At 64.9% G+C, this 14,600-nt stretch carries 10 protein-coding genes; 4 read left to right on the forward strand and 6 right to left on the reverse strand.

Going from position 1 to position 14,600, the window contains the following annotated elements; translation table 11 throughout:
• Positions 1-162: 162 nt before the first annotated feature.
• On the forward strand, positions 163-1,476 hold the full coding sequence (locus VGH98_10300) for an amidohydrolase family protein (protein HEY2376352.1): 1,314 nt from the start codon (positions 163-165) through the stop codon (positions 1,474-1,476).
• An 11-nt stretch (positions 1,477-1,487) separates the two neighbouring features.
• On the opposite strand, the gene VGH98_10305 is transcribed toward VGH98_10300, so the two are convergent.
• From VGH98_10305 to VGH98_10315, 3 genes are read right to left on the reverse strand one after another with little or no spacing between them, the layout of a single operon-like run.
• Positions 1,488-2,030, reverse strand: coding sequence for a GNAT family N-acetyltransferase (locus tag VGH98_10305; protein HEY2376353.1), 543 nt, complete (start codon positions 2,028-2,030; stop codon positions 1,488-1,490).
• Between the two features lie 56 nt (positions 2,031-2,086).
• Positions 2,087-3,685, reverse strand: coding sequence for a serine/threonine-protein kinase (locus VGH98_10310; GenBank protein HEY2376354.1), 1,599 nt, complete (start codon positions 3,683-3,685; stop codon positions 2,087-2,089).
• Complete coding sequence (locus VGH98_10315; protein HEY2376355.1) at positions 3,685-4,329, reverse strand: ECF-type sigma factor; 645 nt, start codon at positions 4,327-4,329, stop codon at positions 3,685-3,687. Before VGH98_10315 ends, VGH98_10310 begins: the two co-directional genes overlap by 1 nt.
• A gap of 310 nt (positions 4,330-4,639) precedes the next feature.
• On the opposite strand from VGH98_10315, the gene VGH98_10320 reads away from it, so the two are divergent.
• The gene (locus VGH98_10320; protein ID HEY2376356.1) at positions 4,640-7,117 is read left to right on the forward strand and encodes an ABC transporter permease; all 2,478 of its coding nucleotides are present in this window, start codon (positions 4,640-4,642) and stop codon (positions 7,115-7,117) included.
• A 103-nt stretch (positions 7,118-7,220) separates the two neighbouring features.
• Entirely contained in the window at positions 7,221-10,430 is a 3,210-nt protein-coding gene (locus tag VGH98_10325) for a protein kinase (protein ID HEY2376357.1), read from the forward strand.
• A gap of 124 nt (positions 10,431-10,554) precedes the next feature.
• Here VGH98_10325 and VGH98_10330 read toward each other — a convergent pair whose 3' ends face one another.
• Positions 10,555-11,166, reverse strand: coding sequence for a DUF4142 domain-containing protein (locus VGH98_10330; protein ID HEY2376358.1), 612 nt, complete (start codon positions 11,164-11,166; stop codon positions 10,555-10,557).
• A 162-nt stretch (positions 11,167-11,328) separates the two neighbouring features.
• Here VGH98_10330 and VGH98_10335 point away from each other — a divergent pair, with 162 nt between their 5' ends.
• Positions 11,329-12,285, forward strand: a complete 957-nt coding sequence (locus VGH98_10335) for a DUF1080 domain-containing protein (GenBank protein HEY2376359.1) — start codon at positions 11,329-11,331, stop codon at positions 12,283-12,285.
• On the opposite strand, the gene VGH98_10340 is transcribed toward VGH98_10335, so the two are convergent.
• The gene (locus VGH98_10340; GenBank protein HEY2376360.1) at positions 12,269-13,018 is read right to left on the reverse strand and encodes a dienelactone hydrolase family protein; all 750 of its coding nucleotides are present in this window, start codon (positions 13,016-13,018) and stop codon (positions 12,269-12,271) included. The genes VGH98_10335 and VGH98_10340 overlap by 17 nt on opposite strands.
• Positions 13,019-13,080: 62 nt before the next feature.
• Entirely contained in the window at positions 13,081-14,448 is a 1,368-nt protein-coding gene (locus VGH98_10345; protein ID HEY2376361.1) for an Ig-like domain-containing protein, read from the reverse strand.
• Positions 14,449-14,600: the final 152 nt, after the last annotated feature.

Genomic DNA, 14,600 nt, shown 5'->3' on the forward strand with positions numbered 1-14,600 from the left:
GTGCGCCGAGAGCCCGCAAAGATTCGACGCCTTCGCACACGGTGTCAAGGCGGCATACGGCACGGCGTGCAATTATTGGAAACTCTTAATGAATGGCTCATTCCAGTCCGGCACAACGAGGCCGGCCTCGCTCAACGGAGCACTCGCCTGACGCGTACAAAGATGCTCATCAAGCTCACCGCCATCGCGATCACGGTCCATCTCACCGCCGCGTCGGCGGCACTCGTCGCGCAAGCACCGCCGCGCGACACGACGCCGATCGTGATCGCGCCCGCTCGGGTGTTCGACGCGGTCGCCGGTGTCAACCGCACCGGCTGGCTCGTCGTCGTTCGCGGCAATCGCATCGCGGCCGCTGGGCCACGTGCGCGTCTTCAGATCCCAGCGCGTGCGCGCCGCATCGAATTGCCTAACGCGACTCTCCTCCCCGGCTTGATCGACGCCCATTCGCACCTCTTTCTCCATCCCTATGTCGAGACGCCATGGGCCGATCAGGTGTTGCGCGAGCCGCTGGCTCTGCGCGTTGCACGCGCAACCGTCGCCGCGCGTCGAACGCTCGAGGCCGGCTTTACGACGTTGCGCGACCTCGGCACGGAAGGCGCCGGCTACGCCGACGTCGGTCTCGAGCAGGCCATCGATCAGGGGATAATCCCCGGGCCACGCCTGCTCGTGGCAACGCGCGCAATCGTGGCGACGGGATCGTACGGACCGGGCGGCTTCGCACCGAGCTTCGACGTTCCCCAGGGCGCACAGGAGGCCGATGGCGTCGATGGGATCACACGCGCCGTGCGCGAGCAGATCAAGCACGGCGCACAGTGGATCAAACTCTACGCTGATGCTGGATGGGGGCCCGAAGGCGAGACGGAAGCCACGTTCACCCAGGAAGAGCTCGATGCTGCCGTGGCGGCGGCGCGGAGCTCCGGCCGTCTCGCGACGGCGCACGCCCGCTTCCCGTTAGGCATCGAGCGCGCGCTGCGCGCCGGCGTCACGACCATCGAGCACGCCGATTCCCTCACGGCGGACGTCATCGCGCTTCTCCTCAAGAAGGGAGTTGCGATCTGCCCGACACTCACCGCGAGCGAAGCCGGATTCATTCGCGATGGCTGGCGAAAAGGCGTCGATCCGATGCCGCCGGACATCGCGATGAAGCACCGAAGCTTCCGCGCCGCACTGGCCGCGGGCGTTCCGATCTGCAACGGCAGCGACGTCGGCGCATTTCCGCACGGCGAGAACGCGCGCGAACTGGAAGCGCTCGTCGAGTACGGGATGACGCCGGTCCAGGCGCTCCAGTCGGCAACCATCGTCGACGCGAAGGCGCTGCATCTCGCCGACCGCGGCGCCATCGCACCCGGGCTCCTTGCCGATCTCGTCGCGGTCGATGGCGATCCGACGATTGGTATCGGAGCACTGCGATCGGTGCGGTTCGTGATGAAAGACGGAGAGGTCGTGCTTCGAGGCGCTCAGCAGCACGAGCCGTAGTGGAAGCACCGCTAGAGCTGACGATAGAGCGCCATGCTGTCGTGCCGCTCGCCCGACGAACCCAACGTGTAGCCGGGCACGACGCCAACCTCGCGATAGCCGAGGTGCTTGTAGAAATCTTCCGCTGGTCCGCCGCGACGCGTGTTGAGCAAGAGCAAACTCCGGCCGTGCTGACGCGCAGCGTCGTGCATCGCCGCCATGATCACACGGCCGACACCGCGCCCGCGCCGCGTGTTGCCGACGAACACCTTCTGCACCTCGGCGCGGTGTAGTCCGTTAGGCACCGTCGGCAAACGCAGTTGGCCGGAACCGATGATGCGCCGCTCGGCGAACGCCGCGAGCAGCACGCGAGATCCGGCATAGAGCTCCGGTCTCAGCGAGAGCCAGTATTCGCGAGCCTCCACCGGCGTGATCGGCGGCAGAAAGCCGAGCGGCGAGCCGTCGTTCACCGTTTCCCGGAGAAGGGTTACCAGCCCCGGCAGAAGCAGCTCGATCTCGGACGGCCAGATTCGGCGGACGCACCAGTCCAACAGGCTGTCGTTACGCAGTATCATGGAAGTGCACCTCCAGAACGCACTCAACATGACACGCGATTCTGGCGGAAAACGGGTCAGTGCGCGCGCGCCTCGAGCCGTGCACGACGCGATCGCCCGAGCTCGCGCAGCACGGCAACGGCAATCGAGTCAGAGAGTCGGTCCATGCGACGCGCGACATCGCGCCGCTCGATCTCGGCGATCGTCCGACCGCTCTTCGTGTCGATGAGCTTGACGCTCGCCCGCACGGAGTCGCCGGCCGCGAGCAGTCCACCGAACAGCACGAGACGCGCACCGGTTCCTTCGCCCAGCGTGCGGGCCGATTGCGCATCGGCGCGTCCCGACCAGCGGCGAATGATCACCGATGCAGGTACGGCGCGCAGCGCACCCGCGCCATCCAGGCTGCGTGACAGCACGTCGACGAGTCCTTCGCGCCAGAGGCCGAGCGACGGCGACGCGACGTCGAAGGGAGCGACGGCGAGGAGGTCGACATCCGATGCCGCGGCGCCGCGTGACGTCCACAACGCAACGAACGAGGCGATCATTGCAATCGAGGTCGCAATGGCGTACGTCGCGCGCCGCAATCGACGGAGTCGGCGGCGACGCCCAGCTCCGGCGAGCGCGACCGCCAGCTCGGCCGCCGTGGCGAAGCGTTCCTCGCGTAACGGCGCCATCGCTCGCAGCACGACGTCGGCGATCTCCTGTGACACGTACCGCGTCAGCGCAGACTCGTTAGGCATCGTACGCTCTGCCCGTGTCGGTGACTCCGCCCGATCGCGCTGGGGCGCGAAGGGCTGCTCTCCGGTGATCATCTCGTAAAGCACGCAGCCGAGCGAGTAGATGTCGCTCCGTCCGTCGACGTCGGAGAGCCCGAGCGCCTGCTCGGGACTCATATACGGTGGCGTGCCGAAGATCGGCGCGCTCGTTCGCGCCTCGTCGCCAGCAGTGCTGATCGCTCGCGCTATCCCGAAGTCAGCAAGAACGGCGTGGCCCTCCTGCAGGAGAATATTCTCGGGCTTGATGTCGAGATGAATCACGCCGCGCCGGTGCGCATAGTCGAGCGCGAGCGCGATCTCGCGACCGAGACGCACGACTTCGTTCGACGGAAGGCGCGGCTCGCGACGCAACCGATCGCGGAGCGATTCGTCACCGGCGAACGGCGATACGAAGTACAACAGCGTCGGCGTTTCGCTACCGCCAGCGTGTTCCTCGCCCGAGTCGTGTAACGGCAGGATATGCGGATGTGAAAGACTCGCCGCGATTTCGATTTCACGCGCGAAACGCTCGCGGCCGATCACGCGCGCAACGTCGTTGTGCAGCGCTTTGACCGCGACCTGCCGGCCGTGCTTTGGATCCGTCGCGAGGTAGACCGTCGCCATGCCACCGCGGCCAATCTCCCGCACGATCCGATAGCGATTGCCGAGCAAGCTCGGCATCTGGGTATCGTCTTCGGTGAGGAGCGGCGCATACGTGATCGCCGCCGGCGTCGAGAGAATCGTTGTCCCCATCTCGCACGACGCGATCAGCGAGCGCAGATCCGCGCGCAACGCCGGATCCCCGCGACATGCGTCGTCGAGGAACGCCGGGCGCAGGCCAGGCTCGAGCTCGAGCGCAGCGTCGAGCAGCGGCTCCAGCACGTGCCAGCGTTCGCGAGACAACGAGCCTAACGGGATCATTACTCGGTCGGCGCCGTGAGCTGAGCCGTCTCGCGCGCGAAGTCCGCGCCGAGTGCCTCGTATAACAGACCACGCGCCTTGATCCAATCGCGACGAACGGTGCGGACGCCGACGTGCAGGGCTTCGGCGGTTTCCTGCTCCGTCATGCCGCCGAAGAAACGGCATTCGACCACGCGCGCTAGCCGCTCGTTCAATCGCGCGAGCTGATCGAGCGCTTCGTGCAGCTCGAGGAGCGACTCGGCTTGCGTGTCCACGGCAGTCAGGTTCTCGTCGAGAGTGACGTGTCGCTGCGGCCCGCCGCGCTTCTCCGCTGCGCGTCGCCGCGCGCGATCGACGAGAATGTGGCGCATCGCCACCGACGCGACGCCGAGGAAGTGCGCGCGATTCCGCCAGTCGGTGCGGTCGGCGCGCGAAAATTTGAGATACAGCTCATGAACGAGCGCGGTCGTCGACAACGAATCGCTCGGGCGCATTGCGAGCTCACGCCGCGCGGAGCGGCGCAGCTCGTGATACACGAGCGGAAGCAGTTGATTGAACGCGTCACGCCGCCCCTCGCGCAGCTCCGCGAGGAGCCCGGTGATACCCGCCGACTCCGTCGTCGGCGCGGCGTCATGATGAAGTGTGGCAAGCTCGGAGTTAGACATTGCTGACGTTTCTGACCGTCGAGATGAAGAGGATGCAATGCCAAATCAAATCGCAGTCAAAAACGTTCCGCAATTTGATACGTGATTCTTTTCGCAAGGCGGACATCGCGACTCTGCTGCTGACATCTCGCGGGATGACATCATCGTGTGACCGGCGGTACACACGTCGCTGCGTCGCTACTATTCCTTCTGCTTCGGCTTCTTCACCGGCAGGAGTTCAAGCTGGGATCGCGATCAAGGGCGCGCTGTCGGACGAAACGATCCTGCCGCGTAGGACGTAAGGGCGCACGTCCTCATCCGGATCTCGCCAATGAGCCTCAAGCAAGGCGTCACGCACACCACGCGTTCTCTCCTCCGCACCCCGCTCTTCAGCGGCGCCGTGATACTCACCCTGACTATTGGGATCGCCGCCGCGGCCGCGATCTTTGCCGTCGTCAACGCGGTGCTGTTGCGTCCTCTCCCGTACGAGAGTCCCGACCGCCTCGTTGGCATCTGGAACGACATGGCGCCGATCTCACTCAAGCACGCGCTCCAGACGGCGGGGACGTATCGGACGATCAAGCTGTTTGCACGGACGATCGAGGGCATCGCGGCCTACCAGGATGGCTCGTTGAGCGTCGCGGATCCGGATGGACGCGCCGAACCGGCGCGCATGAATGTCGCCTGGATGACCGCAGGCGCGATCCCGTTGCTTGGCGTCAGGACAATCGTCGGCCGGCCCTTCAACGAAGCCGAGGACACACCCAAGGCACCCGGCGTCGCAGTGATTAGCGAACGCTTATGGCACGGGCGGTTCGCGGGTGAGTCGAATCCCGTGGGGAAGAAGCTCGTCGTTGGCGGCAATCTGACCGAGATCATCGGCGTCATGCCGGAGCGCTTCCGATTTCCGAACGCCGGCGTCGACATCTGGCTCCCACTTCGGCTCGATCCCAACGATCAATTCGCTGGCGGCTTCAATTACACCGCCTTTGCGCGTCTCAAGCCCGGCGTCGCGCTCGACGCCGTGCAGCGCGATATCGCGACTGTGTTGCCCCGCGTCGTGGACGTGACGCCGACTATCGCACCGGGCGTCACGATGCAAATGGTACTCGACCAGGCGAAGCCAGTGCCGCGCGTCGTGCCGATGCGCGACGACGTGATCGGCGACTCCGCGCGCACGTTGTGGATGGTCGCCGCCACGGCGTTGCTCGTGCTGCTCGTGACCTGCGCGAACGTGGCGAATCTGCTGCTCGTCCGTGCCGACGCGAGACATCGCGAACTTTCGGTGCGCGCGGCGCTCGGCGCCGGTCGCACGCGCGTGCTCTCGCATTTCCTCACCGAAGCAGGCCTTCTTGCCGGCGCGTCGGCGCTGCTCGGACTCGGCGCGGCGGTCGTCGCGACGCGGCTCCTGGTGCGCGCCGGTCCAACGGACATTCCTCGACTCGCGGAAGTCAGCGTGGATGGGAGCGTCGTTTTGTTCACGATAGTCGTCGCGACGCTCGTCGGACTTGCATGCAGCGCCTTCCCAGCGATTCGATTCCTGCGTGGCGATCCGCTGTCCGGACTGCGCGAGGGTGGGCGCGGCGGCACCGCTGGCGGAAAACGCCAGCGCACGCGCAGCGCGCTTGTTGTCGCACAGGTCGCGTTCGCGCTCGTCGTGCTCGCGGCATCCGGTCTTCTGCTTCGAAGCTTCCAGCGGCTGCACGCGGTTCGTCCGGGCTTCGACGCCGACGGCGTCGCGACGCTCTGGATCGCGGTGCCATCGCTGCGATATCCGGACGACTCGAGCGTCGTGCGCTTCTACGGCGAGCTCACCGATCGCATCGCCCAACTTCCAGGCGTGCGGGGCGTGGGCGTCACGTCGCATCTTCCGCTCTCCGGAAATGGGATGAATCAGAATCCGTTTTACGTCGAGGGGGACGCAACCAACGCGACGAAGATTCCGCCCCTCGAGATATTCGCGACGACTGACGGCGGCTATTTCCGCGCAATGGGAATTCCACTTGTCGCCGGGCGCATGTTCGACCGCGCCGAGCGCCAGCGACCGGAGGAAGCAATCATCAGCCGCGAGACGGCAAAGATCTTTTTCCACGACTCGACGGGCCGCGCCGCACTCAACCGGCGCTTCCAGGCCTTGCCTAACGGGCCATGGCACACCATTGTCGGTGTCGTCGGCAGCGTTCGCGACACGTCCCTCGCGGGCTCGCTCGTGCGGGCGGTGTATTTCCCCGAGGTACACACGGCTGACTTGACGATGGGAGGGCTGCAGCGGACGATGGCGGTTGTGGCGCGCACGAGCGGCGATGTGGCGACGATGACGCGCGCAATGCAGCACATCATCCGCGATTTGGATCCGACTCTGCCGACCTTCGGCGTGCGGTCGATGCGGGCGACGGTCGAGTCGTCGATGGCGCTCCTGTCATTCACGATGATCGTGCTCGGTGTGGCAGCGGCGGTGACGCTCGTGCTCGGCATGATCGGTTTGTATGGCGTGATCGCGTACGTGGTTGCGTTGCGGACGCGCGAACTGGGCGTCCGAATCGCGTTAGGCGCACAGCCTCATGCGGTCGCACGGATGGTGACGACGCAAGGACTCGCGCTGTGCAGCGCGGGGATCGCGGTGGGTCTCGTATTGGTGGTCGTCGGCGGCCGCTTCGTGCGCAATCTGTTGTTCGAGGTCGCGCCGACCGATCCGCTCACGTTAGGCGCGACCATCCTGCTCCTCGGCGCATTCGCGATGCTGGCGAGCTGGATTCCGGCGCGCCGGGCTGCGCGCGTGAATCCGGCGGAAGCGCTGCGAACGGATTGACGACCTAGCGACTTCTATCGAGGGCGCGCGCGACAAGCACACCGAGGCGCGGCGGCTGTCGGACTGCTGGCATCGCGTCGCGCATCGCCCTACAATAGAGGCCGTGTCTACCCCCACTTCCTCCGCCTCGATGCCGGGGGCGATGGACTGGCGCGCCCAGCTCCAGAGAGCCCTCGGCTCCGCCTACACCCTCGAGCGCGAGCTCGGTGGCGGCGGCATGTCCCGCGTCTTCCTCGCCACCGAGACGGCACTCGGCCGCAAGGTGGTGATCAAGGTTCTCCCCGCCGATCTCAGCGCCGGCGTCAACGTCGACCGCTTCGATCGCGAAGTGCACCTCGCCGCCAGTCTGCAGCAGGCGCAGATCGTGCCCGTGCTCACCGCGGGACTGGTCGACGGCGTGCCGTTCTACACGATGCCCTTTGTCGAAGGCGAATCGTTGCGCGCTCGGCTCGCGCGCGACGGCGCGCTGCCGATTCCGCAAATCATCAACATCCTGCGTGACGTCACGCGAGCGCTCGCCTATGCGCACGACCACGGCGTCGTGCATCGCGACATCAAGCCGGACAACGTGCTTCTCTCCGGCGGCACCGCCGTCGTGACGGACTTCGGCATCGCGAAAGCAATCAGCGCTGCGCGTGCCTCGACGAACGAGACCTCGCTGACGCAGCTCGGCACATCGGTAGGTACGCCGGCGTACATCTCTCCGGAACAAGCCGCCGGCGACCCAAACGTCGACCATCGCGCCGACCTGTACTCGCTCGGCTGCATGGCGTACGAGCTGCTCGCGGGACAACCGCCATTTGCCGGACGCACCCCACAGCGCACACTCGCGGCGCATCTCACGGAGATGCCCGTCGACGTTGCGTCGCTTCGCCCCGATGTGCCGCCGGTACTCGCGAGCGTCGTCATGCAGTGTCTCGAGAAAGACCCGGCCGCACGGCCGCAGTCGGCGGCAGAGATCGGATCGACGCTCGACAGCGTGACCACAGGCAGCACGGCGTCGATGCCCTCGCTGCTGCTCTCCGGACGGGGTGGCATTCGCCGCGCATTGCTCGTTTACGTCGCGGCGTTCGCCATCGTCGCACTCGTCGCGAAAGCCGCGATGATCGCGTTAGGCGTACCCGATTGGGTGTTCAGCGGCGCTGTCATCCTCATGGCTGCGGGACTGCCCGTGTTGCTCGCCATAGCGTACGCCCATCACACGACACGGAGAGTCGCGTCGCGAACGCCTGCGCTGACGCCGGGAGGTACGCCCCCCGCACACGGTACGGTGACCAACCTCGCGCTCAGAGTGAGCCCACATCTGACGTGGCGTCGAGTTTTCCACGGTGGCGCGGTCGCGGTCGGAGCATTCGCTGCCGCCGTTATCGCGGTCATGGTGCTCCGGCTCTTTGGGATCGGACCGGCGGCTTCTCTACTCGCCGCAGGGACCCTTCACGGACGCGAGCGACTCCTCGTCGCCGATTTCGCCGCGCGCAACGACACCTCGCTCTCGCACCTCGTCACCGAAGCAGTGCGCACCAATCTGAGCGAGTCGCCGGTTGTCTCGATCATGCCGCCATCGGCGATCGGTGCTGCGCTCGTGCGCATGCAACGGCCGTCGATCACGACCGTCGATGTCGCCCTCGCGCGCGAGATCGCGCAACGCGAGGGCGTACGCGCCATTGTCACCGGTGGACTAACGCCGCTCGCCGGCGGTTATGTCGTCTCGATCCGACTCGTCGCCGCGGATTCGGGGAATGAGCTCGCGGCCTTTCGGAAAACCGTCGACTCGCCGAGCCAACTCCTCGACGCGATCGATGAGCTGACGCGAAAGCTGCGCGGGCGCATCGGCGAGTCGCTCAAGTCCGTCCGCGAAGCGCCCGCGCTCGACCAGGTGACGACGAGCTCTCTGCCCGCGTTGCGGAAGTACGCGGAAGCAAACCGTGCCTTCGACCTCGGGAGCGACTACGCGAAGACGGCGACACTGTTGCGCGAGGCGGTGTCGATCGACTCGACATTCGCGATGGCGTATCGGAAGCTCGGCGTCGCGCTGTCGAACAACGGTATGCCGCGGCCGCAGGTCGATAGCGCGCTCACTCGCGCGCTGCAGTACAGCAAGCGCCTGCCGGAGAAGGAGCGCTATCTCGCCATCGGGACGTACTACGATATTGGCCCGGGCAGCGACCGTCGGAAGGCGAGCGAGGCGTTTCAGCAAGTGCTCAACATCGATTCGACCGACGCTGCCGCTCTCAACAATCTCGCGAACGATCTCCGTAGCCTGCGCCAATACGCGCGTGCCGAGTCTCTCTATCGCGTGATCGCGACGACACCACGAGCGCCGCAAGTCAGCCTCTCCAATTATATCGGCACGCTCTTCGTCGACGGAAAGATCTCGCAGGCGGAGTCCGTATACGACGAGCTACGTCGTCGATTCCCGACGGTCCGAGCGCAGATGTATCCGTCCTTCGCCTATCAGCGCGGACAGATGGACTCCGCCGAAGGCTTCTGGCGCGATCGGCGCAATGATCCCAATCCGCTTCTGAAGCTGACCGCGATCGCCAATCTCGCCAACTTCGCGGTCCTGCGCGGCCGATTCCGTGAGGCCGGAGAGTTCGTAAAGCAGGTGCGCGAGCTCAATGCAGCGCGCGGCATTCCACTGCGCCCGCTCGACGATTCGATCGACGCCGCGGCGGGCGCCATCTGGTTCTTCGAGCAGCACGAGCAGGGCGTGCGCCGGCTCGATGCGGCCCTCGCCCGCACGCCGTTGCGGACGCTGCCCGTCGAGCAACGGCCATATCTCTCGGCGGCGATCGCCTACGCCAACGCCGGCCGTCCCGACAAAGCGCGCGCCGTGCTCGCCGAGGCAGAGGCTGACGTCCATGATTCGGTTTATATGCGCCTGGCGCAGCCGAGCATCCATCTGCTCCTCGGTGAGATCGCGCTCGCCGAGAAGCGTCCCCGAGATGCGGTACGCGAGTTCTGGAAGTCAGATTCGCTGCCCGACGGTCCGGCGGGCGATTGTGCAATTTGCGTCGAGATGCGAATCGGCCGAGCGTTCGATCTTGCTAATCTTCCGGATTCGGCGATCACACACTGGGAGCGATACCTATCGACGCCCTACCCTGGGCGCCTCGGGATCGACGGCTCGTATCTCGCGCCGGTGCGCAAACGGCTCGGCGAGCTATATGAGGCGAAAGGCGACACGCAGCGTGCGGCCACCAACTACCTCGCGTTCGTCGACCTCTGGAAGAATGCGGATCCCGAGGTGCAGCCGAAGGTCCAGGAGGTGCGCAAGCGACTGGCGCGGCTGAAGGACGTCGCGGGCAAATGACGGAGAGGGCTAGAGGGTAGAGGGTAGAGGGTAGAGGGTAGAGGGTTGAGTGCAAAACCTCCCCACCCTCTGCCCTCTGCCCTCCGCCCTCTGCCCTTAACCCTCTACCCTCTACCCCTCTCTCCTAGGCTGTGCCACTCTGCTTCGACTGGATCTTTTTCGCCATGTCGAGATGCTTTTGAACGATGGGTGCCGCCTTCTGAATCAGATCCTTCAATTGCTGATTCTGCGCCGCGGTCAGGGCCTGGTTTGCCGTTTGTGCCAGCTGTTCGTGATACTGGACCTCGTGGTCGATGTACGCTTTGTCGAAGTCCGCGCCGCTCTTCGATTCGAGGTCGCTCATGGCCGCTTTCTGCTTGTCCGGCATGTCGAAGTTTGCCGGTGGCAGCGGCGTCACGTTGAGTTTCTTGGCGAGCTGTTGTCCTTGCAGCCGCAGAGAGTGATGCTCTCCTTCCATGAGACGTGCGAACTTCTTCACGTCGGCGCTCTTGGTTTTCTTCACGGCCATGGCGCCGAACGCGCTGTCCGACTCGTTGGCGAAGTCGAGGATCGCGACGATATTCGGGTCGGTGAGGGCGGGGGCCGCAGCCGCCGCGGCAGGATGCGAGGTGTCCGTTGCCGTCGCCGCGGGTTTCGTCGTGTCGACCGTGCCGTAGCTTTCGTTCTTGCTCTTGCACGCGGACAGGACGACGAGCGTGCCGAACGACACTGCGACTATTTTGTGCGTTACGTTCATGGGTAGGCCTCCGCAGCGGTGTAGAACTGCATGAGCAGACGCTAAAGCCTTGGCTCCGGCAAGCCGGTCCGAGCAGTGAGCCGGTGAGGAATCGGCGGGTGCAAGAACTGATCCCTCGACCGCTCGCACTGACAAATAACATTCACCAAGGAGCACCGCTCGATGTTGCGACCGCCTCTAGCGCTTCTCGCGCTCCTCCTCCCCTCGTTCGCACCGACTCACGCGCCAACGCGACCGCTCGTGGCGACGCGAGCGGACGACGCACTGCTCGGCCGCTGGGACATCACCATCCGCGCGCCAAACGCTGAGTGGCCCTCGTGGCTCGAGCTCAGCCACTCGGGTCGCGACGTCATGATCGGGCAGTTCGTTGGCGTCGTCGGAAGCGCGCGTCCGATTTCGCGCGTCGCCGTTCATGGCGACTCCTTGCACTTCGCGATCCCACCGCAATGGGAGAATGGCGACGCGGATCTCGTCGTCGATGGTCGCCTAACGAATGGCCAGCTCGCGGGCAGCATGATCTTTCCCGACGGAAAGCGCTACGACTGGACCGGCGTTCGCGCGCCAGCCATGCACCGCGACCACGCACCCGTGTGGGGCGCGCCGATTCACCTGCTTCACGAAAATGACCTCGGCGGCTGGCATGCCACCGGCGGTCAGAGCAATCAGTGGGTCGTCGTCAACGGCGTACTGCGCAGCCCACACTCGGGCGCCAACATTCAGACCGATCAGACGTTCGGCGATTTCAAGTTGCACATCGAGTTCCGCTATCCGGCCGGGAGCAACAGCGGTGTGTATCTCCACGGCCGGCACGAGGTGCAGATCGAAGACGATGAGCAAGGTTCATCCGCCAAGGACCGCTTCGCCGGCATCTACGGCTTCATTGCACCGAGTGAGATTACCGCGAAAGGGCCGAACAAGTGGCAGTCATACGACGTCACCCTCGTTGGTCGGTTCGTGACCGTTGTCGCGAACGGCAAGCGCGTGATCTGCGATCAGGAGATTCCGGGAATCACCGGCGGCGCGATCGACAGCAACGAAGGCGCGCCCGGGCCGATCCTGCTCCAGGGCGACCACGGCCCGGTCGAGTTTCGCAACATCATACTCACGCCGGCGAAGTAGGGCTCCCGAGCGTTTGCTGAAATAGCGCCAGCAACGTCTGCCAGTGCCGTTCGGTGGCGGCTTCGTCGTGCACCGGCGTGTCCGAGGGTACCCAGCCGTGTCGCGCATCGTAGGTCTCGACCGTGTGATCGACGTGCGCAACGGTGAGCGCATCCTCGAGTCGCTGCTTCTGCGCGTCGTCGAATCCAGGATCCTCGATAGCGCCTGCGACGTACACGCGCGCCGTCATCGCGGGCGCGAGACGATGCGGACTATCGGGCGCGTCGGTCGCCAGGTGACCACCATGATAGGAGGCGGCTGCCGCGACCCGGTCTGGAAAATGACCGGCGGTGGCCAGCGAGAGCCGACCGCCAAGGCAATAGCCGGTAACGCCAATCTTCCCGTGACGTACGCTCGGCTGCGAGTCGAGATGCGACAGCAGTGCGGGCACGTCTCGCATGATCGTCGGTATGCTCACCGTCGGCAAGACGTGCTTCGACCACTCGGCGCGGATCGCCGCATCCTGAAACAGTCTTGGTCCATCGGTGAAGCCGCTCCGATAGTAGAGATCGGGAAGGACAACGTAGTAACCCGAGGCAGCGAGCCGTTCACCGATGTCGAAGAGTGCTTGCCGCACGCCAAGCCCATCCATGAAAAAGAGAATGCCCGGCCATCGACCACTTCCGCCGGGCGTGAAGAGATGAGTCGGACAACTGCCGTCCTCGGTGCGAATCTCGATTGTCTGATGTGCCATCTACGCGCTGCTGAAGGCTTCACCGGCAGTACGGTGAAGTACAGCGCGCCGTTGGAAGCGCTTTACGGGAAGTTCAACAAAGGCGGGAGCGCCACGGTCACTGAGGGAAGCGAGGCTGTTGCCGGCGCCATGATCGTCGCGAAGAGGTCGGTGCGGAGCCTGCGCTGGACCGCGGAGCGCCAAACATAGTTCTTCCCATCGACGCGCGCGCCCGAGTACCAGATCGTGAGCGCGTCGGATGACGGATCGTAGGCAAAGCTCGACCGATAGACGACGTCTTGCAGTTCGGGGATCACGCCTCGAGTGAGCACAGGCGATGGATAGGTCGTCCAGGTTACGCCATCGTTGCTCGTCGCGAGATATACCGCGCTGGTCGCGCACGAGCCCGCGGTCTTCACGTTATAGAGCGCCCAGTATTCCGCGCGACTCTCGATCCACGCGACATCGATGTGCCAGGGTGTGAATCCCGGTTGTGAGAGCGCGACCGGCTCCGGCGACGACCAGTCGATGCCATTCGGCGAGCGGCGCAACTGGACGCTGGTGGTGACTCCCGTGCAACCGACATTGCCGTTCACCGACCACATCAGCCAGTCGTTCGGGCTGCGACGGACAACCGTTGGCGAGATCAGCTCGTGATTCGGCGCACGCGCTACGTCGACGGGCGACGTCCAGGCCACACCGTCGCGGGTGGTGGTCAGGCGAACGATGTTCTCGTCGGTCACCTGACGAAAATAGAGCCAGATCTCATTCCGCTCGGGAACGTACACCGCGTCGGGATCGGAATAATAGCCGTCGGTCGGCGCGACGATCGGATTGCTCGCTCCGTCCGGAACCAACCACTGCGTTGGTTGATCGATCTCGAAAATCGACGGATTCTCGTAGTTGATGTTTCCATTTGGGTACGGTGTGATGAACACATACTTACCAGCATGTGTCCACTCGGGCCCCGTCGCGACGTAATCCGGATGCACCGTCTGGCCAGAGCCCTCGTAGGTTGTCAGATCGAGCAGTTGTATGACGTCGAGCGGCAGTTCGGTGTCGGCATCGATCGACGCGGTGAATTCCGCGCTCAAGAAACCCGCTGCCGCTGCATGGCCACGGTGGGTGGGTCCGTCGCCGAGCGTCCACATCGCCGACGCGAGCCCGTTCGCGTCCGTTACACTCTCCGACGGCTCGATAGTACCCCCGTCCTCGGCGATCCAGGTGACCTGTACGTTCGCCACCGGTGCATCGAGTGCGTCGTGAACAACGAGTACGATCGGACGATGGAGGCGCTGGCCTGCGGAGCCACGCTGTGCGTCGCCGGAGCGGATCGCGATCTTGCCGGGAGCGCTAGGCAGGGTGGCGTGTTCGCCACCGCATGCAAGTATGACGACACTCAAGGCAAGCCAAACGACGCGGTAAGCGATTGTGCGTATCGATGGGGACATGTGCATGCAACCTTCGGCATTGAAGGTTAGAGGAATCTCTACATGCTCTACTCGCGCGTACCAACGCCGCGTCACTGTGCGCGGGCTACAACCATACTACTTGGCATCAGCGTTTCGTAAGGCTTGCGTCAGAGTCGTTGCATCGCCGCCAC

This window comes from Gemmatimonadaceae bacterium, from assembly GCA_036496605.1.
Lineage (GTDB): Bacteria > Gemmatimonadota > Gemmatimonadetes > Gemmatimonadales > Gemmatimonadaceae > AG2.